Genomic DNA, 26,096 nt, shown 5'->3' with positions numbered 1-26,096 from the left:
GATGGCATTCGTCGAGCCTGTCACGCTCAAGTCGCGCGGCATCACGCTGGTGCCGCTGTCGCTGCACCATGAAGACGGCCTGCGCGCCGCCGCCGCCGACGGCGAGCTCTGGAACATCCGCGTCACCTCGGTGCCCGAACCGCATGAAACGCGCACCTACATCGAGAACGCGCTCAAGATGCGCGAGGACGGCAACCGCTTCGCCTTCGCGGTCACCGACGAGGCCAGCGGCACGGTGCTCGGCACCACCAGCTTCCACGACATCCTGCCGGCCGTGAAGCGCGTGGAGATCGGCTACACCTGGTACGCCAGGCGCTGCCAGCGCACGCACGTCAACACCACCTGCAAGCTGCTGATGCTCACGCATGCCTTCGATGCCCTGGGCTGCCACGTGGTGGGCTGGCGCACCGACAACTTCAACCACGCCTCGCAGCGCGCGATCGAGCGGCTCGGCGCGCGCAAGGACGGCGTGATCCGCGGCCATGCGCTGCGCCGCGACGGCACCATCCGCGACACCGTGATGTACAGCCTGCGCGCGGGCGAGTGGCCCGAGGTGCGGGCCCAGCTGGGCTACCTGCTGGACAAGCCCCGCACCCCTTCCACCCAGGAGTGATTCGCCATGCTGATCGACTTCTTCTATACGCTGCGCTCGGCCAAGCTGCCGGTCTCGGTCAAGGAATACCTGACCCTGCTGGAGGCGCTGCAGGCCGACGTGGTCGGCCCCAACTCCGACGGCGCCTACGGCCTGGACGACTTCTACTACCTGTCGCGCACCGCGCTGGTCAAGGACGAGAAGCACTACGACAAGTTCGACCGCGCCTTCGCCGCCTACTTCAAGGGCGTCGAGATGCTGGCCGACTTCACCAAGGAAGTGCCGCTCGACTGGCTGCGCAAGACGCTCGAGCGCGAGTTCACGGCCGAGGAAAAGGCCAAGATCGAGAAGATGGGCTGGGACGAGCTCATGGAGACGCTCAAGAAGCGCTTCGAAGAGCAGAAGGAGCGCCACGAGGGCGGCAACAAGTGGATCGGCACCGGCGGCACCTCGCCCTTTGGCCACGGCGGCTACAACCCGCAGGGCGTGCGCATCGGCGGCGCCGGCAAGAACAAGAGCGCGGTCAAGGTCTGGGACCAGCGCGCCTACAAGGACTACGACGACAGCCAGGAACTGGGCACCCGCAACATCAAGATCGCGCTGCGCCGGCTGCGCAAGTTCGCTCGCGAGGGCCACGAGGAAGAGCTGGACCTCGACGACACGATCCACTCGACCGCCGCCAATGCCGGCTACCTCGACATCAAGATGCGGCCCGAGCGCCACAACAACGTCAAGGTGCTGCTGCTGATGGATGTCGGCGGCACGATGGACGAGCACATCCAGCGCGTCGAGGAGCTGTTCTCGGCCGTCAAGACCGAGTTCAAGCACCTCGAGTTCTATTACTTCCACAACTGCGTCTACGACTTCATGTGGAAGAACAACCGGCGCCGTTTCTCCGAGAAGTTCGCGACCTGGGACATCATTCGCAAGTACAACAAGGACTACAAGCTGATCTTCGTCGGCGATGCGACGATGAGCCCGTACGAGATCCTGCAGCCGGGCGGCAGCGTCGAATACAACAACGAGGAAGCCGGCGCCGAATGGATGCAGCGCCTCACGCACGCCTTCCCCAAGTTCGCCTGGATCAACCCCGAACCGCAAGGCGTCTGGCAGTACCGCCAGAGCATCGCGGTGATGCAGCAGCTGGTGTCGCACCGCATGTATCCCCTGACCTTGCGCGGGCTCGAAGACGCGATGCGGATGCTGTCGAAATAGCGATTCGCCGCGGCAGGCGCGCGACCCTGCCAAAAACATGCAGCATGTGAATCTTTAAGTTACAGTTAACACTTAATGATTCAAAACGTCCTCGAGGCAAGAGTGGCTCATGTCTGCCCAGTTGTCGCACACGATCGAACTGCCGGTTCTTGAGCAGCCGCTGCCGCTGCAGAAGCCGTTTCCCCTTGCCGGCCTGGAGCCGCAGGGCGATTTCCTGTGCATCCGGGGGGTCCGGCTGCCCCTGGCCGAACTGGTCAACCCGGCATTTCTCGAGGCGGAGCGGCGCGCGGACTTGCGCCGTCAACTGGAGGCCGCCAAGCCCTTCGAGCACCTGGTGGTCGACGGCCTGTTCCATCCTTCGCTGCTGGAACTGGTGGCCGAAGAGTTCGACATGCAGACGGAAACGAGCTGGGCCGACGTCACCAGCCGCTACGAGCGGCTTCGGCGCTCGGCCTTCAACGTCCGGCTGGGCCCGGCCACGCAGCTCTACTTCGACCTCGTCAATTCCGGCTGGTTCGGCGAATGGCTGTCCTCGGTCAGCGGCGCGCAATACCTGCTGCCGGATCCCAGGCTCTTCGGCGGCGGCCTGCACGAGAGCCGCACCGGCGCGACCTTCGCCGTGCACCGCGACTTCAACCGCCATCCCCACCTCGGCTTGAAGAACGAGATGGTGTTCATCACCTACCTCAACAAGGGATGGGATCCCGAATGGGGCTCCGCGCTGGAGCTCTGGGACAAGAAGCGTTGCGTCTCGACCGTGCAGCCCGAGTTCGGCCGCACCATCCTGATGCCGCATGGCCCGAACAGCTTCCACGGACACACGAAGCCGCTGCAGGCCGCCGACGGACGACCCCGGCGGTCGGTGGCCGCGTACTTCTACAGCAGCGAGCCGGCCGGCCGGCAGCATGGCGTGGAGGCGGGCAGCGTCTTCATGCAGAAGCACCATGCCGACCGGGTCAAGGCGGTGGCGCGGATGCTCACACCGCCGCTGGTCTGGGGCCTGGCCCGGCGGATGATCCGGCGCTGAGCGCGGCGCCGCGCCGAAGCGCCCGGAGGGGCGTGACCATGCTGTCAAAATGCCCGCATGCTTTGGGTGGTCCGATCTCATGCGCCGGCGTGGTTGCCGGCGTTTTTGTTTGCAGCCGTTCTCTTTTTGTCAGGTTGCAGCCTGTTGCCCAAGACGGATGCAGCAGAATCAGACGCGACCCCCAGCGCCGTAGCGAGCGAGGGTCGGGCGGCCGGTGCCGCCTTCACGGTCGACGTGCGGGCCCCCGACTCGGTCCGCGAGCACCTCGAACGCCATCTGGAAATCCAGCGCTTCCGCGAGCTCGACGATCTCGGCGCGGTCGAGATCTCGCGGCTGATGGTCGCCGCCGAAGCCAACGCCCGCGAGTTGCTCAACATCCTCGGCTACTTCACGCCGACCCTCACGCTCGAGCTGGTGGACACGCCCGGCGGCAAGGCGCCGCGCGAAGTGAGGATCACGGTCGATCCGGGCCCGATCACCCACGTGAGCAATGTCCAGGTCGACTTCAGCGGGCCGATCGCCGAAGACCCCGCCTCGGAATCGCAGCGCGACGGGATCCGGACCGGCTGGACCCTGCGCGCCGGCCAGCCATTCAGCCAGCAGGCCTGGGACAACGCCAAGACGACCGCCCTGCGCAGCCTCACGGCCCGGCGCTATCCGACCGGCAGCATCCTCACCAGCCTGGCCGAGATCGATGCCGACCGCAGCGAAGCGAAGCTCAGCGCGACCTACGGCTCCGGCCCCGCGTATCGCTTCGGGCCGCTGGTGGTGAACGGCAGCCAGCGCTACCCCGCCGACAACGTGCGCCGGCTGGCGCGCGTGCCCACCGGCTCCGACTACGACCAGCAGCAGTTGCTCGACGCTCAGCAGCGGCTGGCGAGCAGCGGCTACTTCGACTCGGTCTTCCTGACCCTGGACACCAGCGGCGCCGATCCGCTCGCCGCCCCCGTGATCGCCCAGGTGCGCGAGGCACCGCTGCAGCGGGTGGTGCTGGGCGTCGGCTTCACCACCGACAGCGGCGCGCGCCTGTCGATCGACCACTCCCACAACGACATGCCGCTGCTCGGCTGGCGCGCGGTGTCGAAGCTCACCCTCGACCGCGACACGCAATCGCTGGGCACCGACTGGAGCGCGATCCCCGACGACAGCGGATGGCGCACCTTCACCTCGGCCCTGCTCAAGAGCGAGGTCTCGGGCAGCTACACGGTCGACAGCGGTCGACTGCGCGGCGGCCGCAACAAGGCCGACGGCCACATCGATCGCAGCTACTTCCTGCAGTACGACTACGCGCGGAACGTCGGCTTCAATCCCCCTCCGTCGGCTTCCGCGCTGACCCTCAACTGGGGCTGGATCGGGCGCTACTTCGACAATGCGGCGGCCCCGACGCGGGGCCAGGGCTTGGGACTCGAACTGGCCGCCGGCTACACGCTGACCGGGGAGCAACTGCCCTTCACGCGCACCGTGGTGCGCTGGGTGGGCTTCGTCCCGGCCGGCACCGTGAGCAACGCCGACCGCACGCAGAGCCGCAACGCCCGCATCCAGCTGCGCGCCGAGGCCGGCGCGGTCAGCGCCGCCGACCGGGCCCAGATCCCCTCGACCCTGAACTTCCTCACCGGCGGCGACACCACGGTGCGCGGCTACGGCTACCGCACGATCGGAGCGGTCAAGCCCGACGGCCAGGTGATCGCCGGCCGCTACCTCGGCGTCGCCAGCGTCGAATGGCAGCGCCCCTTCGTCTATGACGGCCAGCTGACCGCCTGGGAGAGCGCGGTCTTCGTCGACGTCGGCGCCGTGGCCGACCGGCCCGGCGACATGGAGCCGAAGGTCGGGGTGGGCTTCGGCGGGCGCTGGGCCAGCCCGATCGGCCCGGTGCAGATCGACCTGGCCTACGGAGTCCAGGTCCACAAGTTCCGCCTTCACGTTCGACTCGGCTTCACCTTCTAGATGACCCCCGAAGACCACACCGAAACCCATCCCGCGGCAGCGCCGCCGCGCTCGCGCGGGCGGCGCGCCTTGCGCACGCTGGCATGGGGCGTCACGGGCCTGCTGGCGCTGGTGCTGCTGCTCGGCGCCGGCGCCTGGTGGTGGCTGGGCTCGGACCAGTCGCTGGCCTTCGCGCTGGCGCGCACCGCACGCTACCTGCCGGCCGGCCAGACGCTGGAAAGCCGCGACGTGACCGGCTCGCTGCGCGCCGGCGGGCGCATCGGCTGGCTGCGCTGGGAGAGCGAGAGCCTCGCGGTCGAGGTCCGGGACGCCCGCATCGGCTGGCAGCTCGCGCCGCTGCTGCGGCGCCGGGTCCAGCTCGGCGAGGTCCATGCGGCGCAAGTGCTGATCGAGCCCCGGCCGACCGCCGAGAGCAAGCCGGTCGAAGCGCTCGAGCAGATCGTGCTGCCGATCGACGTCGAGCTGCCCTTCCAGATCGACGACCTGCGCTGGGCCGGTCCGCCGGCCCTGCAGGCGACGAAGCTGGAAGGCAGCTACCGCTACAGCGACGCGCACCACCAGCTGGAGATCGAGGGCGTCGATATCGCCGATGGCCACTACGGCGCCCGGCTTCGCCTGCAGGGGCCGGCGCCGATGGCGATCGACGCCACGCTGAACGGCCGGGTGCGTGCGCTGCTGGCGCAGGATCGCAGCCTCGACGTGCGGGCCGAGGCCAGCGTCAAGGGCACGCTGGCCGGCACGGATGCGCGCCTCGCGGTGGCGGCCGAGCTCAACCCGGTCGACGCCAGCGCCGAGCAGCCGATGCGGGCACAGCTGCAGGCCAACCTGGCGCCCTGGCAGCCGCAGCCGGTGATCGACGCCAAGGCCGAGCTGTCCAACATCGACCTGGCCACCCTGTGGCCCGCCGCCCCCGCCACGCTGCTGAGCGGCGAGATCCAGGCCGGCCCCGATCCGACGGCGACCGCCGGCGAGCAGCTCTGGCAGGCCGGCGCCCAGGTCCGCAATGCGCTGCCGGGCCCGTGGGACGAGGCGAAGCTGCCGGTCGAGCAGCTCGACGTCCAGGCCCGCTTCGACGGCAGCAGCTGGACCTTCCCGGAAGCGAGCCTGCGCGCCGGCGGCGGCCGCATCGATGCGAAGGGCAGCTGGAGCCCGGCACCGGCGCCCTGGAAGCTCGACGCCAACGTGCGCGGGGTCAAGCCGGGTGCGCTCCATACGCAGCTCGACGGCGCCCCGGTGAACGGCCGGATCCTGGCCGAACAGGCCGGCGAGGCCCTGCAGTTCGATGTCGCGCTGCAGGCCCAGGGCGGTGCCGGAGCAAGCGGCGAGTTGCAGGGCCTGCGGCTGGAGCGCGCGCTCGCCAAGGGCCAGTGGCAGGATCAGGTGCTGGACCTGCGCAGCCTGCGCATCGAGGCGCACCGCGCCAGCCTGGACGGCCGGCTGCAGCTGCGGCTCGATGACCAGGCCGCCAGCGGCCGGCTGAACCTCGTCGTGCCGGGCGCCACCGCGCTCGTCGACGGCCGCATCGCACCGGCCACGGGCGGCGGCGACACCCAGGTCCGCATCGAGGATGCGGCGGCGCTGCAGCGCTGGGTCGAGGAGCTGCCCGGGCTCGAGGCCGCCTTCGCCGGCATGCAGATGCAGGGCAGCGCGCGTCTCGACGCCGGCTGGAGGGGCGGCTGGGAGGCGGTCCGGCGGCGGCTCCAGAACGCCAACGAACCGGCCCCGCGCGGCAGCGCCGAGCCCACGCTGCAGGCCACGTTGACGGTGCCCAGGCTGGACCTGAAGCTGCCGTCCTCCGAGGCCGGCAAATCCAGCGATGTCCAGTTGAACGGCGTCCGCGCCGAGCTGTCCGGCAGCCTCGCGCGAGCCACACTCGCCCTCAAGGGCGAGGCCGTCACCGACAGCCGCAAGATCGGGCTCGACAGCCGGGCCAGCGGCGGCATCGAGCGACCGAACCAGTGGAACGCGACCCTCGCCAACTTGCGGGTCCAGGTGCTCGACAGCGCGCGGCCGGACGCCGCGCCGTGGGTGCTGGAACTGCGCAGCCCGGTCAGCGCCCAGGTGCGCACGGCCGCAGGCGCCAATCCTCGACTCGACGTCGAAGCCTCGGCCGCGGCGGCCACGCTCAAGGGTCCGGCGCCGGGCACGGTGAAGATCGACTGGCAGCCGCTGCGCTTCAGCCGCACCGGCAGCGAGGCGCGGCGCGCCTTCCGCCTGCAGTCCAAGGGCCGGCTGCAGGACCTGCCGATGGCCTGGGCGGAACTGCTGGGCAATGGCGACGCGCTGGCGCAGGTGGGCTTCAGCGGCGACCTGCTGTTCAACGGCGACTGGGACATCGACGCCGGCGACACGCTGCGCGCCAAGGCCCGCCTGGTGCGCGAGAGCGGCGACCTGCGGGTGCAGGCCGGCGAGGCCGCGCTGGTGACGCGCATCAAGAGCCACGGCACCGGCACGGCCAGCGAGCGCACCATGGATGCCGCCGGCCCCGGCGCCAGCACGCCGGCGGGACTGCGCCGCGCCGAACTCACGCTCGACGCCGAGGGCGATACCGTGCGCGCCAACCTGGCCTGGGACAGCGAGCGCGCCGGCGAGATCCGGGTGGAGGCCAGCACGCGGATGCAGCAGCGCCAGGGCGGCTGGCAGTGGGCCGAGGACGCACCGCTGGCCGGCCGCGTCACGGCGCGGATGCCGAACCTGGGCGTCTGGTCCATGCTGGCGCCGCCGGGCTGGCGGATGGCCGGCACGCTGGAAGCCGACGCCACGCTGGCCGGCAGCCGCAACGATCCGCGCTGGAACGGCACGCTGGGCGCCAACCAGCTGGCCGTTCGGGCGCTGGTCGAGGGGCTGGACCTGCGCGACGGGCAGTTGCGTGCCACGCTGGCCGGCAACCGGGTCGAGGTCACCGAATTCACGCTCAAGGGCGGCGCCGGCGCGCAGACGCGCATCCCGGGCCAGAGCGGCAACCTAAGCACCGCGGCCAGCGAGGCCGCGCGCGACGGCGGCACGCTGTCGGCGAAGGGCGAGCTGGCCTGGGGCGCCGCACCGGCCGACGGCGCCGGCAGCGGCATCCGGATGTCGCTCCAGGCCCAGCTGCGCTCGCTGCGCGTGCTGGTACGCGCCGATCGGCAGGTCACGCTGTCGGGTGACCTGCAGGCCCGACTTGCCGGCGGACAGCTCACGGTGCGGGGCGACATCAAGACCGACCGGGCGGTCATCATCCTGCCCGACCAGACCGCGCCCAGCCTGGGCAGCGACGTCGTCATCCGCTCGGCGGCGCGCGACCGCGAGGCGGCCGAGGAGGCAAAGCGGCTGGAGGCGGCCGACAAGAACGAGATGGCCCGGGCGCAGACCGCCAAGCCGCCGGACATCGCAGTGTCTTTCGACCTCGGCAGCGACTTCGCGGTCCAGGGGCGCGGCATCACGACCCGGCTGGCCGGCAAGCTCGACATCCGGAGCACCTCGCTGAGCGCACCGCCGCGCATCACGGGCGAGATCCGGACCGTGGCCGGCCAGTACCGCGCCTATGGGCAGGCGCTCAACATCGAGACCGGCGTGGCGCGCTTCAACGGCCCCTTCGACAATCCGCAGCTCGACATCCTGGCGATCCGGCCGAACATCTCGCAGCGCGCCGGCGTCGCCATCACCGGCACGGCGCAGTCGCCGCGCGTGCGGCTCTATTCGGAGCCGCAGCTGTCGGACCAGGAAACGCTTTCCTGGCTGGTGCTGGGACGGGCCTCGGCCACCAGCGGCGGCGAGTCGGTGCTGATCCAGCAGGCCGCGCTGGCGCTGCTCGGGGGGCTCGGCGGCAACACGGGAGGCGGGCTGGCGAGCCGCTTCGGACTCGACGAGATCGGTTTCAAGGGCCCGGGCAGCGGCGGCGACGTGCGCGAGTCCACGGTCACCGTCGGCAAGCGCGTGGCGCGGGATTTCTACATCACCTACGAGCGCAGCCTGGGCGGCACGCTCGGCACCTTCTTCATCTTCTACGACCTCACGCGGCGGCTGACGCTGCGAGCGCAGGCGGGCCAGCAGAGCGCGGTCGACCTGATCTACACGGTCCAGTTCGATTAGGTGTTGCTCGCCCCCAGGCAGGGGCGAGCGAACTGGTAAAGTCGCTCCCGCTCTCGTCCTCGTAGTTCAATGGATAGAACGGGGTCCTCCTAAGACTCAGATACAGGTTCGATTCCTGTCGAGGGCACCATCCCTGCCCGCCGACGTCGCAGGAAGCGATTACTGCGGGGTGCCGCCTTGCGGGTTCACCTTGCGGTTCGGACGCTTGGCATTGCGGGTCGCTTCGCGCGCCTGGCCTGCGGCAGCGGCCTTGCCGGTACCGATCGCACCGCCTTCAGGCGTGTTCAGCGTGTCGCCGCCCACGGCCTTGACCTTGCCTTGCGGACGGGCGTCCACCCTCGCTTCGGCACGTTCCTGCGGTTTGCTGTTCATGATCGGCGAGCTTTCCGACGAAGCGCCCTTGGGGGCCTGCGCATAGGCGCCTGCGGCAAAGAAGCCGGCAATCATGATGGCGAGAATTTTGCTCATGGGGTTCCTCAGTGGATGGTTCGGAAAAAGATCCAGCGGCAGCATAAAACGAGGATTGGTCGGCGCATATAAGCATTTGGTGCAATCGCCACATGTATCATCAAATTCATATTGTCAGTGCACACTCACAACGTCTCCCACGCCGCCGTCGTCATCGGCCGCTTCCAGCCTTTTCACGATGGGCACCGGTCGCTCCTGCAACGGGCGCTCGCTGCCGCGCCGCGCGTGGTGGTGGTGATCGGGTCGGCCTTCCAGGCGCGTTCGCCCAAGCATCCCTTCACCTGGCAGGAACGCGCCGAGATGGTGCGACTGTCCTTTCCGGAGGCAGAGCGCCGGCGGCTGCATTGCGTGCCGGTGCGCGACTTCTTCGACGACGCCCGCTGGGTCGCTGCCGTGCGGCACGCCGTGGCTGGCGCCTGGGCCGGAGCCGGACCGGCGGCACCCCCTGAGACGGTGACGCTGGTCGGCCATGCGCGCGACGCCACCCGCGACTACCTCGAAGCCTTCCCGGACTGGACGCTGAAGCGCGCGGACAACGTCCCGGTCCGCCGCGCCAGCCTGATGCGCGACGCCTTGTTCGCGGCGCCCGAGACCGCCTTCGGCGAGCTGGCCGGCGAGATCCCGCCGGGCACGATCGAAGTCCTGCGCGCCTGGCGCAACGGGCCGGCCTTCGAAGCCCTGGCCGAAGAGGCCGGACTGCTGCGCGAGTACGAGGCGTCCTGGGCGTCGGCGCCCTATCCGCCGGTCCTCGTGACGGTCGACTGCGTCGTGAAGTGCGGCAACCACGTGCTGCTGATCCGCCGTGGCCAGGCACCCGGCAAGGGACTGTTCGCGGTCCCGGGCGGCTTCCTGGAGCAGCGCGAGACCACGCAGCAGGCCGCCCTGCGCGAACTCGAGGAAGAAACCCATCTCGACCTGCCGCCGGCCACGCTGCGGGCCTGCCTGAAGGCCACCGACGTCTTCGACCGCCCCGACCGCAGCGCGCGCGGACGCACCATCACGCACGGCTTCTTTTTCGACCTGGGGGAGCGCGAATTGCCCGCGCTGCGGGCCGACGACGATGCCGCGGCCGCCGAATGGACGCCTGTGGAGGCCTTGCAGGCGCGGGAAGACCGGTTCCTGGACGACCACTTCCAGATGCTCGACCACTACCTGGGCCTGCTGCCGGCGCCGAGCGCCCTGTAGGCAGCCGCCCACGTCTTCCTATTGCTTTTTCCGGCAGGCAGCCCACGCCGGCCCGCCTATTGTCGAATCACACACACAAAGCGGAGAACCCCATGAAAAGCATCATCCTTTGGCTCTGCGGCGTGCCGCTCATCGTGATCATCGGCCTGAAGGTCTTCGGGGTTCTCTGAACGACGATTCCTCCTCCCGGCGTCACCAGGCGCCGTTGCACAGCGCCCTTCGGGGCGCTGTTTTTTTGGAGCCTTGACGGCTACTTGAGCTCTCGCCGCAGGGCCTGGATGTCGGCGTGCAGGCTTTTTGCCCAGGCCCGGCGGTCCCGCCCCAGGGACGGCTGCGCCTCGCCGAAACGCACGATGGCCAGCAGCGGCGGCGCCTTCAGCGTGCTCCACAGCGAAGTCAGCAGGCTGTCGTCGCCGACATAGCGCGGCGCGAAGCTGGTCTCGCCGCTGGCTGCGTCGGCGAAGCGCAGCGCGGTCGGCTGCACCGGCGCGCCGGAGGAGATCGCCGCCTGCAGCAGATTGGCATGGAAGGGCAGCAGGCCATGGCCGTCGCCGGTCGTGCCTTCGGGAAAGACGGCGATCACGTCGCCCGCGCGCAGGGCCTCGGTCATGTGGTGCACCACGCGCACGGCGTCGCGCCGGCGCTCGCGTTCGATGTAGAGCGTGCCGGCCCCGGTCGACAGGGTGCCGATCACGGGCCAGTGGCCGACCCCCGCCTTGGACACGAAGCGCACGTGGCGCGCCGCGTGGATGGCGAGGATGTCCAGCCACGACAGGTGGTTGCACACCACCAGCATCGGCCCGTGCGCGGGCGGCCTGCCGAGCACCGTGAGCCGGATGCCCATCAGGTTCAGCATGCGCTCGGCCCATTGCTGGACGCGCGACTCGCGCTCCGCCTGCGACATGCGCGGGAAGCGCATGCGGATGGTCCACCAGCCCGAGAGCATGTGCGCGATCGCGCGCAGCAGCTTCCAGCCGGCGGACAGCGACTGCATCAGCCGTGCACCACTCGGCCGCCGACCAGCGTGAAGCGGGCCCGGCCGCGCATGGCGTAGTCGCCGAAAGGCGTGTGCTTGCCCTGGCTCTTGAGGGTCTCGGGCCTCACCTGCCATTCGTGCGCCGGGTCGACCACGCAGAGGTCGGCGGCGCCGCCGGCGGCCAACTGGCCGACACCCGCCGCGCCCAGCAGCCGGGCCGGCGCCGCGGTCACGACCTCGATCGCCCGCCGCAGGCCGGCGCCGCTCTCTTCGCCCCACTGCAGCGCCAGCGGCAGCAGCAGCTCGAGCCCGGTGGCGCCGGGCTCGCTCTCGGCGAAGGGCAGGGTCTTGGCGTCCGCCTCGACCGGCGTGTGGTCGGACACCAGCGCATCGATGGTGCCATCGGCCAGCCCGGCCGACAGCGCGTCGCGGTCGCGCTGCTGGCGCAACGGCGGGTTGAGCCGCGCCCGGCTGTCGAAGAAGCCGATGTCGGTGTCGGCCAGATGCAGAGAATTGATGCTCACGTCGCAGCTGATCGGCAGGCCCTCGGCCTTGGCTGCCCGTACCTGCGCCACCCCGGCCGCGCTCGACAGCCGGCACAGGTGGACCCGTGCGCCGGTGCTTCGCATCAGTTCGACGATGGTGAAGATGGCGATCGTCTCGGCCGCCACCGACACGCCCGCGAGCCCGAGCCGGGTCGCCAGGGGCCCGCTGGCGGCGACGCCGCGGCCCAGGTCGCGCTCCTGCGGTCGCAGCCACACCGTGTAGCCGAAGGTGCTCGCATACTGCAGCGCGCGCTGCAGCACCTGCGTGTTGCCGAGCGGCACCTCGGCCTGGCCGAAGCCGATGCAGCCGGCCTCGGTCAGCTCGGCCATCTCGGTCAGCACCTCGCCGGCCAGTCCGCGCGTCAGCGCACCGAGCGGGAACAGGCGCGCGCGCTGCATCTTCTCGGCCCGGAACTTGAGCATCTCGACCAGGCCGGGCTCGTCGAGCACCGGGTCGGTGTCGGGCGGGCAGACCAGGCTGGTGACGCCGCCGGCCGCGGCCGCGCCCATCTCGCTCTCGAGCATGCCCTCGTGCTCGTAGCCCGGCTCGCGCAAGCGCGCCGCCAGGTCGACCAAGCCGGGCACCACGAGGCAGCCCTGCGCATCGAGCGTGCGCTCGGCCCGGAACTCGGGCGAGACGCCGCCGATGCTCTGCACGACGCCGCCGGCGATCGCGATGTCGGCCTGGCGGTCGAGGCCCGAGGCCGGGTCCAGGACCCGGCCGTTGATGATCAGGATGTTGCTCATGCTTCGTTACCCGCGACGATGCTCATCACCGCCATGCGCACGGCGATGCCGAAAGTGACCTGCGGCAGGATCACGCTCTGCCGGCCGTCGACCACCGCCGAGTCGATCTCAACGCCGCGGTTGATCGGACCCGGATGCATCACGATCGCATCGGGCTTGGCGAGCTGCAGCTTCTCGGGCGTGAGGCCGAAGGTCTTGAAGAACTCCTGCGACGACGGCAGCAGCGCGCCGCTCATGCGCTCGTTCTGCAGCCGCAGCATGATGATCACGTCGCAATCCTTGATGCCCTCTTCGAGCGTGTGGCAGACGCGCACGCCCATCTGCGCCATGTCGCTCGGCACCAGCGTCTTGGGGCCGACCACGCGCACCTCGGCGCAGCCCAGCGTGGTGAGGCCGTGGATGTCGGAGCGCGCCACGCGCGAATGCAGCACGTCGCCGACGATCGCCACCGTGAGGTTCGAAAAGTCCTTCTTGTAGTGCCGGATCGTGTACATGTCGAGCAGGCCCTGCGTCGGGTGCGCATGCCGGCCGTCGCCCGCGTTCACCACGTGCACGTGCGGCGCGACGTGCTGCGCGATCAGGTAGGGCGCGCCCGACTCGCTGTGGCGCACCACGAACAGGTCGGCCGCCATCGCGCTCAGGTTGGCGATGGTGTCGAGCAGCGACTCGCCCTTGGTCGCCGAGGAGCGTGCGATGTCGAGGTTGATGACGTCGGCCGACAGCCGCTTGGCCGCGATCTCGAAGGTGGTGCGGGTGCGGGTCGAGTTCTCGAAGAACAGGTTGAACACGCTCTTGCCGCGCAGGAGCGGCACCTTCTTGACCTCGCGGTCGCTGACGCTCGTGAAATTGGCCGCAGTGTCGAGGATGTGGGTGACGATGTCCTTCGGCAGGCCCTCGATCGACAGCAGGTGGATCAGCTCGCCGTTCTTGTTGAGTTGGGGGTTGCGCTTGTAGAGCATCAGGTGTTTTCCTCCACTTTGAAGCTGAAGGCGCCGCTGTCGCTGCGGGCCAGGGCCAGCAGCTGGGTGGCGGGCAGTTCGAGCTTCTGGGCCGCGAAGTCGGCGGCCACCGGCAGCTCCCGGCCGCCGCGGTCGATCAGCACGGCCAGCCGCACGCAGGCCGGGCGGCCGAAATCGAACAGCTCGTTGAGCACCGCGCGGATCGTGCGGCCGGTGTAGAGCACGTCGTCGAGCAGCAGCACGTCGGCGCCGTTGACGTCGAAGGGCAGCGTGGTCTGCGCGCTGGCGGCAAGGCCGCGGCGGGCGAAGTCGTCGCGGTGCATCGCCGACGAGATGATGCCGGGCGCGCCGGGCAGGCCCAGGTCTTTCTGCAGCCGCTCGACCAGCCAGGCGCCGCCCGAGGTGATGCCGACCAGCCGGGTGTCGGGTCGCATGAGGGGTTTCACGCCGCGCAGCAGCTCGAGATAGAGCGCTTCGGCGTCGGGGATTGCGTTCACGGGAGACTCCTCAGGAACTGTTCAAGGATGATGCAGGCCGAGGCGGCATCGGCGTCGCGGGCGCCGCCGGCCAGCGCCTCGGTGGTGCTGTAGCGTTCGTCGACCTCGTACACCGGCAGCCGGAAGCGGCCGTGCAGCTGGCGGCCGAAGCGCTGGGCGGCACGGGTGTTCTCGTGCGGCGCGCCGTCGGGATGGCAGGGCACGCCGATCACCAGCGCGTCGGGCTGCCATTCGCGGATGCGGGCCGCGACCTGTTCGAAGCGGGCATCGCCCTCGGCCTTGATGGTGGGCTGCGGCGTCGCCGTCTTGAGCAGCCGGTTGCCGCTGGCCACGCCGGTGCGCTTCTGGCCGTAGTCGAAAGCCAGGAAGCTCTGGAAATGGGCTGGAACGGACGGGGAAGGCATGTTGCGGTCGGGCATCGCCTGAACGCTCATGCGTGCCCCGCATCCGGCGACAGGGTCCAGGCCTCGAGGCCGAGCAGCGAGAGCGCCTTGTCGTAGCGCTGCTCGACCGGGGTGTCGAAGATCACCGCCGGGTCGGCGCCCACGGTGAGCCAGCTGTTCTCGGCCAGTTCGGATTCGAGCTGGCCCTCGCCCCAGGCCGCGTAGCCGAGCGACACCAGCACCTTGCGCGGGCCGGCGCCGGTGGCCAGCGCCTCGAGCACGTCTTTCGAGGTGGTCATCTCGAGGCCGCCCGGGATCGTCATGGTCGACGCGTAGACGGATTCGTTGGGCTTGTCGCCCTCCGCGAACACCGGCTCGTGCAGCACGAAGCCCCGCTCGGTCTGCACCGGGCCGCCCTGGAACACCGGGGCGTTGCCGATTTCGGGACGCGACAGGTGCAGCTCGATCTTCTCGAACAGCACACCCAGGTTGATGTCGCTGGGCTTGTTGATCACCAGCCCGAGCGCGCCGCGCTCGCTGTGCTCGCAGAGATAGACCACGCTGCGGCTGAAGGCCTTGTCTTCGAGACCCGGCATCGCGATCAGGAAATGATGCGTGAGGTTCATCCGTGCAGAATCAAGGGCCATGCCGCCGATTTTACTGGCCGTCGACAAGATCTATCCCAAGGGCCTGATGTGGTTTCGCCGCGACCTGCGCGTGGACGACAACGCAGCGCTCTACCAGGCCCTGCGCGCCTGCCGGCAGGTGGTCTGCGTGTTCGTGTTCGACCGCGCGATCCTCGAGTCTTTGCCGCGCGCCGACCGGCGGGTGGAATTCATTCGGGAGTCGCTGGTCGAGCTGCAGGCGGAGCTCGAGGCCCTGGGCGGCGGGCTGATCGTGCGCCATGCGCTGGCCGAGGAGGAGATCGCGCAGCTGGCACGCACGCTCGAGGTGCAGGCGGTGTTCGCCAACCGCGACGACGAGCCGGCGGCACTCGACCGGGACGCCAAGGTGCTGGGCGCGCTGGCCAACGCCGGCGTCGCCTTCCACACCGCCAAGGACCAGGCGATCTTCGAACGCGACGAGTTGCTGACGCAGGCCGGCCAGCCCTACACCGTCTTCACGCCGTACAAGCGGGCCTGGCTGGCCAAGGTCGATGCCTTCTATCTCAAGGCCTATCCGGTGCGCAGCCACGCCGAGGCCCTGGCGCCGCCGCCGGCCGCGCTGCGCGCCCCGGTGCCGACACTGGCCGAACTGGGCTTCGAGCCGACCAACCTCTCGGAGCTGGACATCCCTACCGGCAGCCAGGGCGCTGCCGCGCTGCTGGGCGACTTCCTGCAGCGCATCGACCGCTACGACCAGGCGCGCGACTTCCCCGCGGTGCGCGGCCCGAGCTACCTCGGCGTGCACCTGCGCTTCGGCACCGTGTCGATCCGGCAGCTCGCGGGGCTGGCCCATCCGCTCTCGCTGCAGGGCAGCGCCGGCGCCGCGACCTGGCTCAGCGAGCTGATCTGGCGCGACTTCTATTTCCAGATCCTGGCCCACCATCCGCAGGTGGCCGAAGCGGGCGAATCGCGCAGCTTCCGGCCCGAGTACGACCGGATCCAGTGGCACCACGGCAAGCACGCCGACCAATGGTTCGAGGCCTGGTGCCGGGGCCGGACCGGCTACCCGCTGGTCGACGCGGCGATGGCGCAGATCAACCAGACCGGCTACATGCACAACCGCCTGCGCATGGTGGTGGCGAGCTTTCTCTGCAAGGACCTGGGGCTCGACTGGCGCCGCGGCGAGCGCTACTTCGCCGAGCACCTGAATGATTTCGAGCTGGCGTCCAACAACGGCGGCTGGCAATGGGCCAGCTCGAGCGGCTGCGACGCCCAGCCCTACTTCCGGATCTTCAATCCGGTGACGCAGAGCGAGCGCTTCGACCCCGAGGGCAAGTTCATCCGCCGCTACCTGCCGCAACTGGCGAAGCTGTCGAACGCCGCGATCCACGCGCCATGGGCCGCCAAGCCGCTCGAACTGGTGGCGGCGGGCGTCGAACTCGGCGACAACTACCCTAAGCCCCTGGTCGACCACGCCGAGGCGCGCGAGCGCACGCTGCAGCGCTATGCGGTGGTGCGGCAGGGGGAGCGCGCGACGGGCACTGGACGTCTCCGGCCATAGGACAGGTCCCGGGCGATCGACAAGTAGCGCGTCGAATTCCTTACTTTCATACAATGTAAGGAATTCCAGCGAAAGGATCTCCAGCGATGTTTGCCACCCTCACCAGCAAAGGCCAGATCACGTTGCCCAAGGAGATCCGGGTTCGGCTTGGGCTCGATGCCGGGTCCATGCTCGATTTCCAGCTCCTCGAGGACAACACGATCACGGTACGGGCAGTCAGGCCCGACGCCCGACGGGTTCGCGGCCTCCTCAAGTCCCCCCACGCCATCCCGCCGACGGTCGAGCAGATGGACGAGGGGATCGCGGCGCACCTGCGGGACAAGCACGCGGCCGCCTCGCGCAGACGCAAGTCCCCAGGCCGATGATCGGGATCGACACGAACATCCTGCTGCGCCTGTGGCTCGACGACGATCCGGCCCAGAGCAAGCGCATCGATGCGCTGCTGGCCGAGCATGGCACGACGCCCGGGTCACTGCTGGTGACGGATGTGGTCCTGGCGGAAGCGGTATGGACCTTGCGCTCGGTGTTCGATCAAGACGAGGCGGCTCAGCTCATCGCCGTGCGCAGCCTGCTGGAGGAGACCGCGTTCGCGTTCGAGGATCGTGAAGCGATCGCCCACGCGGCCGCGCTGTTCGAGCAGGGTGCGTGCGGCTTCTCGGACTGCCTGATCGTCGCCAGGCATGCGCAGCGCGGTTGCGAATTCACGGCCACCTTCGACCGCGGCATGCGCAAGCTGCCCGGCGTGCGGGTGTTGTGACGGGCCCAGGCCGGCGCCGGGCCGCCCCAAGGCGGCCTGCGGCCCCCTCGGGGGGCAGCGACCACACGAAGTGAGGGAGCGTGGGGGCTCTATTCCTTCAGGCCGCCAGCACCGCCGGCAGCTCGACGCCCGTGTAGCTGCGCACCAGCCGCAGCAGTTCGTCTTCCGAGTAAGGCTTGCCCAGATAGTGGTTGACGCCCAGCGCCCGCGCATGGTCGTGGTGCTTCTCGGCGATGCGCGAGGTGATCATGATGATCGGCAGGTCGGCCAGCGACTGGTCGGCGCGGATGTTGCGCGCCAGGTCGAAGCCGTCCATGCGCGGCATCTCGATGTCGGACAGCACCACCGCCGGCCGCTCCTGCTGCAGCCGTTCGAGCGCCTGCAGGCCGTCGGCCGCCAGCGCCACGCGGTAGCCTTCGCGCTGCAGCAGGCGCTGCGTGACACGGCGCACCGTGATCGAGTCGTCGACCACCAGCACCAGCGGCACCTGCGGCACCACCGGCGGCAGCGCGGCCACCGGCTCGGCGCCGCGCACCGCCGGCTGGCGGCGGGCCGCGGCCTGGAACTCGCGCGCCTTCTCGCCATGCACCGCGGCCAGCGCCACCGGGTTGTAGATCAGCGCCACCGCGCCCGAGGCCAGCACCGAGATGGCGGCCATGCCCGGCAGCCGCGAGAGCTGCGGACCGAGGTTCTTGACCACCACTTCCTGGTTGCCCAGGACTTCGTCCACGTGCAGGGCGACGCGCTGCGCCGCGCTGCGCACGATGACGATGGTGTTGGCCTTGGCCGCCGCGCGCTCGCTGCGCGCCGACGACTGCAGCAGCGCCCCGGCCCAGTAGAACGGCACTTGCTCGCCGCCGAAGGCGTAGCGCTGAGCGCCATAGGCGGATTCGAGGTCCGAGGCGCTGGCGCGCAGCACCAGTTCGACCAGGTTGGAAGGCACGCCGATCGAGGTGCCGCCGGCGCGCAGCATGACCACGTGCGTCACCGCGGTGGTCAGCGGCAGCACCAGCTTGAACGTCGTGCCCTGGCCGGGCTGGCTGTGGGTCTCGATGCGGCCGCCGAGCGCGGCCACTTCGGCCCGCACCACGTCCATGCCGATGCCCCGGCCGGCCAGTTCGGACACCTGCTCGGCAGTCGAGAAGCCCGGCTGGAAGATCAGCTCGGCCGCTTCGGCCGCACTGAGCTGCTGGCCGTCGGCCACCAGTCCCAGGGCGCGGGCACGGGCCACGATCCGCTCGTGGTTCAGGCCGGCGCCGTCGTCGCGGAAGCTCACCGAGACGTCGTTGCCTTCGTGGTGCAGCTCGATCACGATCAGGCCGCTGGCCTCCTTGCCGGCCTGCTCGCGCGCCGCCGCATCCTCGATGCCGTGGGCGACGCAGTTGCGCAGCAGGTGCTCGAAGGCCGGCGTCATCCGGTCCAGCACGCCGCGGTCCATCTCGATCGAGCCGCCGGTGATGTCCAGGCGCACCTGCTTGCCGGTGTCCTTGGACGCCTGGCGCACCACCCGGTAGAGCCGGTCGGAAATGCCCTCGAACTCCACCATGCGCGTGCGCAGCAGGCCGCGCTGCAGTTCGCGCGTCTGGCGGGCCTGGGCGCTGAGATCGTCTTCGGTCGCCTGCACCGTCTTTTGCAGCGTGCGCTGCACGGTCGCCACGTCGTTGACCGACTCGGCCATCATGCGGGTCAGTTCCTGGACCCGCGTGAAGCGGTCGAATTCGAGCGGGTCGAAGCCCTGCTGCGAATCCTTGGCCTGGGCCAGCCGCGACTGCATCTGGCTCTCGGCCTGGACCTCGATGTCGCGCAGCTGCTGGCGCAGGCGGTCGAGATTGCCGGTCAGGTCGCTGAGCGAGCTGCGCAGCTGGCCGATCTCGGCTTCGAGCCGCGAGCGCGTGATGATGACTTCGCCAGCCTGCGCCACCAGGCGGTCGAGCAGGTGGGTACGGATGCGCACCGCCTGGCTCGAGACCGAGCGCAGCGGCGTCAGGGCCGACGGTGACGGCATCGCCACCAGGCCGCGCGCGGCGACTGGTTCGGCCGGGGTCGCGATGTCTTCCTTCGTCGCGGCAGGCACGACCTCGGCGGCCGGCGCTTCTTCTGCCTCGGGCAAGACCGGCGCGGCGACCGCGCGCTGCACCAGTTCGGTCTGGATCGCGTTGTCGGCGGCACGCAGCCCGTCGAAGGTGGCCTGCAGCGCATCGAAGCGCGTCAGCAGATGCTCGATCGATGTCCGGTCGGCCCCCGTGGCTCCGAGCGACTCAATCTCGGATTCCATGCGGTGGGCGCGCTCGCCCAGGCGCATCGCGCCGGCCAGCCGGGCACTGCCCTTGAGCGTGTGCAGGGTGCGCAGCATCGAGGCCCGCGGCGCCGAATCCTCGGGATGCTCGGCCCATTCGCGCAATGCGGTGCCGAGTTCAGGCAGCAGTTCGGCCGCCTCCTCCTCGAAGATCGGGAACAGGTCGACGTCGACCGCATCGCTGACATCGATGGCGTCGTCGGTGTCGTCGAGCGCCACGTCGGCCATGGCGTCGCGCACCAGGTGCGGATAGGCCGGGCGGGTCTCCACCGCTTCGGCCGGCAGCACCGAGGCCGCGACTTCGCGCAGGGCCCGCAGCGTGCCTTCGACCGGGTCCTTGAGAACGCCGGCCGCGAACTGGTGCAGCAGGCGGCGCAGTTCCTCGGCGGCGCCGACCAGCACCGCGCCCTGCTGGGGCGTTCCGCGGCCCTGCATCTGCAGGTGCTGCAGTGCGGCCTCGAGCAGGCGCGCCATGCCCGACAGGCTGTGGAAGCCGACCGTCGCCGAACTGCCGGCCAGCGAATGCGCCAGCCCGATGGTCGAGTCGGACACCCGCTGGTGCGATTCGAGCGCCCATTCGCCGACTTCGGTGGCCAGCTGCCGCGACCACTCGTCGGCTTCGTTGAGATAGACGTTGTAGAGCGCGATGCCGATGCGCAGCGGCCCGATGACCTTGACCTGCTCCTCGGCGCTCGGCAGGGCCGGGCGTTCGGGCTCGAACTCGATCGGCGGCACGGCCGCCGGCGCTTCGGCCTGCGTCGCGACGGGCTCGGGCTCCGGCTCGGGTTGTGGCTCCGGCTCCGGCTCCGGCTCTGGTTCAGGCTCGACGATGGCCTCGGGCTCGGATTCCGGCGCAATCTCCGCCTCGGCCGGCTCCGCGACCGGCGCCAGCGCCAGCGGTTCGACCACGGCTTCGGCTTCGGTCGCGGCAGGGGCTTCCTGCGGCGCTTCGACCGGGTTTTCGGGCTCGAGGGTCAGCGAGAAGGAGAGCGGCGACGGCTCGGCCTCCGGTGCCGGCTCGGGCACGAGCTCCGGTCGCGCTGCGCGCAAGGCAGGTTCGATCGAGGTGTGGACGGTCTCGAGGAAATCGATCTCCTCGAGCGCGCCCAGGTCCGCAGGCGCTTCCGGCGCCGGGCTGCCGTCGAATTCGAGAAAGTCGGTCGAGGCGAAGTCGTCCGGCGTGCGGGGCTCATCGATCGGTTCCTGGGACGGCTGGTCCAGGCCCGACCAGACAGTCGGTTCTTCGACGGTCGGTGCTTCGACGGGGGGCGCTTCGGCGCTCGGCGACGCTGCAGCGACAGGGGCTTCGAGCGGCGGCAGATCGAGTCCGATCGGGCCGAGTTCGAGGTCGGGCAGCGGCGGCAGCAGCTCGGGCGCAGCGACGGGCGGCGACGCCTCGGCCTGCGCCTCGGCGGCGATGTGGCGGGCTGCCGCGACCAGCGCGTCGGCGTCGGCGACGCGCGGCGCAGGCAGCAGCGGCTCGCCGGTGCGCAACGCCTCGGCCAGGCTGCGGAACGGCGCCGATTGCCAGCCGTGCGGCTGGTTGGCGGCGATCGCCTCGACCCATTTCGCGAAATCCATCAGCGCCGTGCGCGTGCCGGTGACCAGTTCCGGCGTCGCCGGCCGCTGGTCGGCCAGCCAGGTGTTGAGCACCTGCTCGAAGGACCAGGCGGCTTCGCCGAAATCCATCAGCCCGACCATGCGGGAGCTGCCCTTGAGCGTGTGGAAGGCGCGGCGCAGCACGGTCAGCTCGCCGTCGTCGTCCGGACGCGACGACAGCACCGACACCGCGGCCAGGCCGTTGTGCAGCACTTCGCGCGCTTCGTCCAGGAAGATGTTCTGGAGGTCGTCTTCTTCGAGCTCGGTGACTTCGGTGTCGGCCAGCAGCCCCTCGAGCGGAGCCGGCCCGGTGATCTTCGCGGTCCAGCTGGCGGTCGCGCGGCTGAATTCCTCGATCGGCGACGGCGCCGGCTTGTTGCGGCTGCTGCTGCCCGGTGCGGCGAGAGCGGCCAGCTTGGCGGCGATCTGCGCGTCCACCTCTTCGACGCTCAGCACCGTGTCGGTGGCGGCGACCGGGCCGGAGGCCGAGGCGAAGGACACCGGCGCCGCCGCTTCGGCGGCTGCGGCTTCGCCGGCCTGCCGTCCCATGAGGGGCTTGAGCTCGCCGAGCTCGGCATCGAACACGAACAGCCGCTTGGCCAGCGCCGGCTGGTAGCTCAGCATGTCGATCAGGAAGCCCAGCGCGCCGAGATTGTTGCCGAGCGAATCGAAGGCGCGGATCTCGTCGGCGGGCGACTCTTCGGCCAGCAGCTGGTCGACGTTCTCGCGCATGCGCTGCACGGTCTGGGCAGCCTGGTCGAGGCCGAGCACCGAGAACACGCCGCGCATCTGCAGCAGCTGGCTCGGCACGGTGCGCAGCAGGCCCTTGTCGGTCGGCCGGCGGAAGAACTGGTCGAGCGACTTCTCGAGCTCGCTCAGGTGGCTGCGCAGCTCGCCGACCACGGTGCCCATGGTCTGGCGGTCGCTGACACGGCGGTAGAGCTCCTCCATCCAGGGCTCGAGCGGCTCCGAGCGGCCGCCGTCGCGGGCCCGTTCGATGCGGCCCGCGAGCTGCACGGTGCGGGCGGTGAGCTGGCGGTCGTGGGGATCGAGGTCCTCGAAGGCGGCCTCGAGGTACAGCACCGAGGTCGCGACTTCCATCGCCAGCTCGGTCGCCGGCGGCTGGCCGGACCGCAGCGAGGCCTCGACCGCGTTGTTGAGCGCCTGCACCATCGGTGCGCTCGGCGGATGCAGCTTCTGCAGCGATTCGCCGAGCTGCGCGAAGGTGTCCGCCACCTGCCGGGTGCGGCTCACGTCGCCGCCCGAGAGCGCCGACCACATTTCCTTGGCCGACTCGATGCGCTTGCGCGCCTGCGCCAGCACCACCGGGTCGAAACGGCCGAACTGCTCGATCGTGTAGTCGACGGTCTGCTCGTTGGCGACGCCCCAGGCGATGCGCACGGCGCGCAAGGTCGCGGCCTCGTCGCGCGGGCCGGGCGCGGCCTGGGCGCAGAAGAACAGCAGGTCCTGGCCCAGCCGGTCGGAGACGGTGTTGTCGCCGCGTGCCAGCGTGGCGTACTGCAGCAGCACGCGCGAAGCGGCGCGCTTCACGTGGGTATCGGTCGGGATCAGCGCCAGCGCCAGGGCCTCGAAGAAGCCGGCGGCCAGCGTCCAGAAGCTCGCGACCCGCGGCACCGAGGCGCCGCGTCCGAGCCCCAGGCACAGGGCCTGCAGCCTGCGGGCCGCATGATCGTCGCCGCTCTTGACGACCTTGAGCACTTCGCGGTCGAGCTTGGAGCGCACCGCCGGGTCATAGACCAGCGCGGTCTGGGTCGGCGCCGGCTTGATCTCGACCCAGCGCCAGGTCATGGTCCAGAGGTCGGCCGGATGGACCCGCTCGTTGCCCACCAGTTCGAGCACTTCGCGGTACTGCGGGAACAGCGCCACCGACGACACCACCTTGCCGGCGACCATCGCGTTGAGGAAGTCGGCCACCGCGAAACCGGCGCGATCGATCTTCTGGACCGCGGCATCGTTGCAGCGCAGCGGTTCGGTGGCGAAGCTCTGGACCGCGAACTCCATCGCGCCGAGCACCATGGCCGGCGCCGTATGGCCCACCATCTGCAGCGCACCGACCGCCTGGTGCAGCTGCAGGCGTGCCTGGCGCAGCGGCGCGGTATCGAGTTCGGAGCCCGGCAGCGCCGTGGCCGCCTCGCGGGCGAAGCGGCGCAGCGTCTTGCCTACCCCGTCGAGCGTCTTCTGGATTTCTCCCAATACCCAGGCCAGCGGCCCAAGATCCTCGGTGGCCGGCGCGTTGCCGGCTGTGTGGGCGGTGGCGGGGCTTTGGATCGACACGTTGGGCGCTCGGCGTTCAGGCAATCTTGAAACGAGACACGGACTGACGCAACTCTTCGGCCATGTGCGAGAGCTCGCGCACCTGCTGCGCGGTGGTCCGCGTGCCCTCGCCGGTCTGCTCGGTCACGGCGAAGATGTGCTGGATGTTGGCCGCCACCACGTTGGCCGAATCGGCTTCGCGGGAGGCCGACTGCGAGATCTGCTCGATCAGCTCGGCGAGGCGGCGCGACACGCGGTCGATCTCGGACAGCGCGGTGCCGGCGTTGTCGGACAGCTTGGCCCCTTCGACCACACCCTGCGTGGAGCGCTCCATGGCGCCCACCGCGTCCTGGGTGTCGGTCTGGATCGCCTTCACCAGCGCCGCGATCTGGCGCGTGGCATCGGCCGAGCGTTCGGCCAGCCGCTGCACTTCTTCCGCCACCACCGAGAAGCCGCGACCGGCTTCACCGGCCGATGCGGCCTGGATGGCGGCGTTGAGCGCCAGCACGTTGGTCTGTTCGGTAATGTCCGAGATCAGCTCGGTGATTTCGCCGATCTCCTGCGAGGATTCGCCCAGGCGCTTGATGCGCTTGGAGGTTTCCTGGATCTGGTCGCGGATCGAGTTCATGCCGCCGATCGCGTTCTGCACCGCGTGCAGGCCCGACGAGGCGGCCTGCAGCGACTGCCGCGCCACCGTGGCCGATTCCTGCGCCTGCGAGGACACGCCGTTGATTCGCTCGGCCATGGTCAGCACCGACTGGCCGGTCTCGCGGATCTCGCGCAGCTGTTCGGTCGATGCCGCCAGCAGCTCGGTCGAGGTGCTTTCCACCTGCGAGGTGGTCTGCGCCACGCGGGTCGCCGTGTTCTGCACGTTGCCCACCAGCAGGCGAAGTTCTTCCACCGTGTAGTTCACCGAGTCGGCGATCGCGCCCGTGATGTCCTCGGTCACGGTGGCTTCCTGCGTCAGGTCGCCTTCGGCCACCGTCTGCAGTTCGTTCATCAGGCGAAGAATGGCGGCCTGGTTGGCGGCGTTGACGCGGCTGGCGTCCTCGCTCACGCGCTCGGCTTCGACCCGGTCGCGTTCCGCTGCGGCGGCCCGTTCACGGCCTTCACGCACCTGCACGAAGCCGATCGCGCCGGCCAGTGCCAGGGCGGCCAGCGACAGCACGAACAGCATCACGACCGTGCCGGCGCCGAGGCCGGTGCGGGCCGAGAGCTTGTCCTGCAGGTCGCCGAGCGAGGTGCGCAGCGGTTCGCTGTCAGCCAGGATGGCGGCCTGCGCTTCGCGCGCCGCGACCAGGCCCTGCAGGTTGCCCAGGATGGCGCCGGCCTGCGTGCGGGTGGTTTCGTAGGTCTTCAGGATCGCTTCGAGCTGCTGGCGGGTCTGCGCGTCGCGGGTGCCCGGCAGGCGCTGCTGCGGGCTGCCGTCGAGCAGGCCGCGGGTGATTTCCTGGAAGCTGTTCAGGTCCTTGCCGAGCAGGAACACGGCGTCGGGGCTCACGCCTTCGACCGTCAGGAACTCATTCGCCGACTTGCCGATGCGCTGGGTCAGCATCACCAGCTGGCCGGCGGCCGAGATCTCGGGAATGGTCGCGTTCTGCTGCATCTTGAGCGACGCCACGGTCTCGGCCATCTCGAGCAGGTCCGAGGACTGGCGGTTGATGTCGCGCAGTGCGGTGCCGACCTGCGTCAGGATCTTCTGCTGCGCCAGCACGGCCTTGGCGCTCTTGTCGGCGCGCTCGACCAGGGGGGTGATCTTGCCCAGCTCGGTGTCGTACTGGCTGCCGACGCGTTCGAGCTTGAGCGAATCGTCGCCGTTCGACAGGCCCTGCACGCGGCGGGTCAGGTCGTCGGCGCTGTCGCGCACTTCGGCGAAGGCGGCGACATTGCCGACCAGCGCCTGCGAAACCGATTTGGCGAGCCGCTGCGACTGCATCAGCGACTGGCCGGTGGCCGCCACCTGCTGGGCCAGCCGTTCGGCGCGCAAGATCGCGGAGCCGGCGACCAGCAGCAGCAGCAGCACCACGCCGGCCAGGGCCAGCGCGAGGATCCGCTGCTGGCGTGCCGGACTGGCGCGCTGCGACCGCCGCGTACGCGCGGCCGGCGGCGGCACCGCGCCGGCATCGCCCGCGGGCGGCTCGGCCTCGGTGCTCTGCGCCGCGGCAAGCTCGGCGTCCGCCAGGGCCGGCATCTCGGGCTCGGGCACGGCGTCGCGCCGCAGGTGCTCGACCCTGTCGCCACCGGTCTGCACGGTTTCGATGCTGTCCAGCGACAGGGTGGCGGCGCTGTCGCTGCCCACGCCCACGCTGTTGCCGCCCTGGGGCAGGAATTTCTTGAACTTGTCGGCGATCGAGCTCACGGTCGGTCCTTCAGGTTGTAAACGGTGCTCGGCTGG

Annotated in this window: 18 protein-coding genes and 1 tRNA gene; 10 read left to right on the top strand and 9 right to left on the bottom strand. The window is 70.1% G+C overall.

Features of this window, described 5'->3' with window-relative positions; all coding sequences use genetic code 11:
- Position 1 precedes the first annotated feature (1 nt).
- The 6 genes from QTI45_RS23445 to QTI45_RS23420 all read left to right on the top strand — a co-directional run bounded on the left by QTI45_RS23445 (position 2) and on the right by QTI45_RS23420 (position 8,979).
- On the top strand, positions 2–613 hold the full coding sequence (locus QTI45_RS23445; RefSeq protein WP_286656024.1) for a GNAT family N-acetyltransferase: 612 nt from the start codon (positions 2–4) through the stop codon (positions 611–613).
- A 6-nt stretch (positions 614–619) separates the two neighbouring features.
- Positions 620–1,807 carry a vWA domain-containing protein gene (locus tag QTI45_RS23440; protein WP_286370027.1) on the top strand — a complete coding sequence of 396 codons (1,188 nt, stop codon included), beginning with the start codon at positions 620–622 and terminating at the stop codon, positions 1,805–1,807.
- Positions 1,808–1,916: 109 nt separating this feature from the next.
- Positions 1,917–2,834: a 2OG-Fe(II) oxygenase gene (locus QTI45_RS23435; protein WP_286656023.1), complete on the top strand. Its 918-nt coding sequence runs from the start codon at positions 1,917–1,919 to the stop codon at positions 2,832–2,834.
- Between the two features lie 57 nt (positions 2,835–2,891).
- Positions 2,892–4,778 carry an autotransporter assembly complex protein TamA gene (locus QTI45_RS23430; protein ID WP_286370029.1) on the top strand — a complete coding sequence of 629 codons (1,887 nt, stop codon included), beginning with the start codon at positions 2,892–2,894 and terminating at the stop codon, positions 4,776–4,778.
- The gene (locus QTI45_RS23425; RefSeq protein WP_286656022.1) at positions 4,779–8,849 is read left to right on the top strand and encodes a translocation/assembly module TamB domain-containing protein; all 4,071 of its coding nucleotides are present in this window, start codon (positions 4,779–4,781) and stop codon (positions 8,847–8,849) included. It abuts the gene before it with no gap.
- A gap of 55 nt (positions 8,850–8,904) precedes the next feature.
- Positions 8,905–8,979 (top strand) — tRNA-Arg (locus tag QTI45_RS23420).
- Positions 8,980–9,008: 29 nt separating this feature from the next.
- Here the strand turns inward: QTI45_RS23420 and QTI45_RS23415 are convergent.
- A complete protein-coding gene (locus QTI45_RS23415; RefSeq protein ID WP_286656021.1) occupies positions 9,009–9,362 on the bottom strand; it encodes a cell envelope biogenesis protein TolA in 354 nt (117 codons plus the stop codon).
- Positions 9,363–9,434: 72 nt separating this feature from the next.
- Here QTI45_RS23415 and QTI45_RS23410 point away from each other — a divergent pair, with 72 nt between their 5' ends.
- Positions 9,435–10,502 (top strand): NUDIX domain-containing protein, encoded by a 1,068-nt coding sequence (locus tag QTI45_RS23410; RefSeq protein ID WP_286656020.1) that lies wholly within the window; start codon positions 9,435–9,437, stop codon positions 10,500–10,502.
- 250 nt (positions 10,503–10,752) lie between these two features.
- Here the strand turns inward: QTI45_RS23410 and QTI45_RS23405 are convergent, their stop codons facing one another.
- Genes QTI45_RS23405 through QTI45_RS23380 form a run of 6 tightly spaced genes read right to left on the bottom strand, consistent with a single transcriptional unit; the run spans position 10,753 to position 15,256 of the window.
- Entirely contained in the window at positions 10,753–11,499 is a 747-nt protein-coding gene (locus QTI45_RS23405; protein ID WP_286370188.1) for a lysophospholipid acyltransferase family protein, read from the bottom strand.
- Entirely contained in the window at positions 11,496–12,770 is a 1,275-nt protein-coding gene (locus QTI45_RS23400) for a dihydroorotase (RefSeq protein WP_286370033.1), read from the bottom strand. Before QTI45_RS23400 ends, QTI45_RS23405 begins: the two co-directional genes overlap by 4 nt.
- Positions 12,767–13,729: an aspartate carbamoyltransferase catalytic subunit gene (locus QTI45_RS23395; protein ID WP_286370034.1), complete on the bottom strand. Its 963-nt coding sequence runs from the start codon at positions 13,727–13,729 to the stop codon at positions 12,767–12,769. Before QTI45_RS23395 ends, QTI45_RS23400 begins: the two co-directional genes overlap by 4 nt.
- Positions 13,729–14,226: a bifunctional pyr operon transcriptional regulator/uracil phosphoribosyltransferase PyrR gene (gene pyrR, locus QTI45_RS23390; RefSeq protein ID WP_286656019.1), complete on the bottom strand. Its 498-nt coding sequence runs from the start codon at positions 14,224–14,226 to the stop codon at positions 13,729–13,731. Before pyrR ends, QTI45_RS23395 begins: the two co-directional genes overlap by 1 nt.
- The gene (gene ruvX, locus QTI45_RS23385) at positions 14,223–14,660 is read right to left on the bottom strand and encodes a Holliday junction resolvase RuvX (RefSeq protein WP_286656018.1); all 438 of its coding nucleotides are present in this window, start codon (positions 14,658–14,660) and stop codon (positions 14,223–14,225) included. The genes pyrR and ruvX overlap by 4 nt, the downstream gene beginning before the upstream one ends.
- The gene (locus tag QTI45_RS23380) at positions 14,657–15,256 is read right to left on the bottom strand and encodes a YqgE/AlgH family protein (RefSeq protein ID WP_286370037.1); all 600 of its coding nucleotides are present in this window, start codon (positions 15,254–15,256) and stop codon (positions 14,657–14,659) included. Before QTI45_RS23380 ends, ruvX begins: the two co-directional genes overlap by 4 nt.
- Between QTI45_RS23380 and QTI45_RS23375 the strand changes: the two genes are divergently transcribed.
- The 3 genes from QTI45_RS23375 (at position 15,255) to QTI45_RS23365 (ending at position 17,532) form a co-directional block, all read left to right on the top strand.
- On the top strand, positions 15,255–16,775 hold the full coding sequence (locus QTI45_RS23375; RefSeq protein WP_286656017.1) for a cryptochrome/photolyase family protein: 1,521 nt from the start codon (positions 15,255–15,257) through the stop codon (positions 16,773–16,775). The two genes, QTI45_RS23380 and QTI45_RS23375, sit on opposite strands and share 2 nt — an antisense overlap.
- Positions 16,776–16,861: 86 nt before the next feature.
- Positions 16,862–17,140: an AbrB/MazE/SpoVT family DNA-binding domain-containing protein gene (locus QTI45_RS23370; RefSeq protein ID WP_286656016.1), complete on the top strand. Its 279-nt coding sequence runs from the start codon at positions 16,862–16,864 to the stop codon at positions 17,138–17,140.
- The gene (locus QTI45_RS23365) at positions 17,137–17,532 is read left to right on the top strand and encodes a type II toxin-antitoxin system VapC family toxin (RefSeq protein ID WP_286656015.1); all 396 of its coding nucleotides are present in this window, start codon (positions 17,137–17,139) and stop codon (positions 17,530–17,532) included. Before QTI45_RS23370 ends, QTI45_RS23365 begins: the two co-directional genes overlap by 4 nt.
- A gap of 97 nt (positions 17,533–17,629) precedes the next feature.
- On the opposite strand, the gene QTI45_RS23360 is transcribed toward QTI45_RS23365, so the two are convergent.
- Entirely contained in the window at positions 17,630–23,722 is a 6,093-nt protein-coding gene (locus QTI45_RS23360; RefSeq protein WP_286656014.1) for a hybrid sensor histidine kinase/response regulator, read from the bottom strand.
- A 16-nt stretch (positions 23,723–23,738) separates the two neighbouring features.
- Complete coding sequence (locus QTI45_RS23355) at positions 23,739–26,060, bottom strand: methyl-accepting chemotaxis protein (protein WP_286370042.1); 2,322 nt, start codon at positions 26,058–26,060, stop codon at positions 23,739–23,741.
- Positions 26,061–26,096: the final 36 nt, after the last annotated feature.

Source organism: Variovorax saccharolyticus, from assembly GCF_030316765.1.
Taxonomy (GTDB): Bacteria; Pseudomonadota; Gammaproteobacteria; order Burkholderiales; family Burkholderiaceae_C; genus Variovorax; species Variovorax saccharolyticus.
This window is presented reverse-complemented; position numbering and strand designations above follow the sequence as displayed.

What these genes read in the sequence shown, in the direction of transcription:
- QTI45_RS23445 (WP_286656024.1), top strand. Translation starts at nt 2, where the DNA reads ATGGCATTCGTCGAGCCTGTCACGCTCAAGTCGCGCGGCATCACGCTG.
- QTI45_RS23440 (WP_286370027.1), top strand. Translation starts at nt 620, where the DNA reads ATGCTGATCGACTTCTTCTATACGCTGCGCTCGGCCAAGCTGCCGGTC.
- QTI45_RS23435 (WP_286656023.1), top strand. Translation starts at nt 1,917, where the DNA reads ATGTCTGCCCAGTTGTCGCACACGATCGAACTGCCGGTTCTTGAGCAG.
- QTI45_RS23430 (WP_286370029.1), top strand. Translation starts at nt 2,892, where the DNA reads ATGCTTTGGGTGGTCCGATCTCATGCGCCGGCGTGGTTGCCGGCGTTT.
- QTI45_RS23425 (WP_286656022.1), top strand. Translation starts at nt 4,779, where the DNA reads ATGACCCCCGAAGACCACACCGAAACCCATCCCGCGGCAGCGCCGCCG.
- QTI45_RS23415 (WP_286656021.1), bottom strand. Translation starts at nt 9,362, where the DNA reads ATGCTGCCGCTGGATCTTTTTCCGAACCATCCACTGAGGAACCCCATG.
- QTI45_RS23400 (WP_286370033.1), bottom strand. Translation starts at nt 12,770, where the DNA reads ATGAGCAACATCCTGATCATCAACGGCCGGGTCCTGGACCCGGCCTCG.
- QTI45_RS23395 (WP_286370034.1), bottom strand. Translation starts at nt 13,729, where the DNA reads ATGCTCTACAAGCGCAACCCCCAACTCAACAAGAACGGCGAGCTGATC.
- ruvX (WP_286656018.1), bottom strand. Translation starts at nt 14,660, where the DNA reads ATGAGCGTTCAGGCGATGCCCGACCGCAACATGCCTTCCCCGTCCGTT.
- QTI45_RS23375 (WP_286656017.1), top strand. Translation starts at nt 15,255, where the DNA reads ATGCCGCCGATTTTACTGGCCGTCGACAAGATCTATCCCAAGGGCCTG.
- QTI45_RS23380 (WP_286370037.1), bottom strand. Translation starts at nt 15,256, where the DNA reads ATGGCCCTTGATTCTGCACGGATGAACCTCACGCATCATTTCCTGATC.
- QTI45_RS23370 (WP_286656016.1), top strand. Translation starts at nt 16,862, where the DNA reads ATGTTTGCCACCCTCACCAGCAAAGGCCAGATCACGTTGCCCAAGGAG.
- QTI45_RS23365 (WP_286656015.1), top strand. Translation starts at nt 17,137, where the DNA reads ATGATCGGGATCGACACGAACATCCTGCTGCGCCTGTGGCTCGACGAC.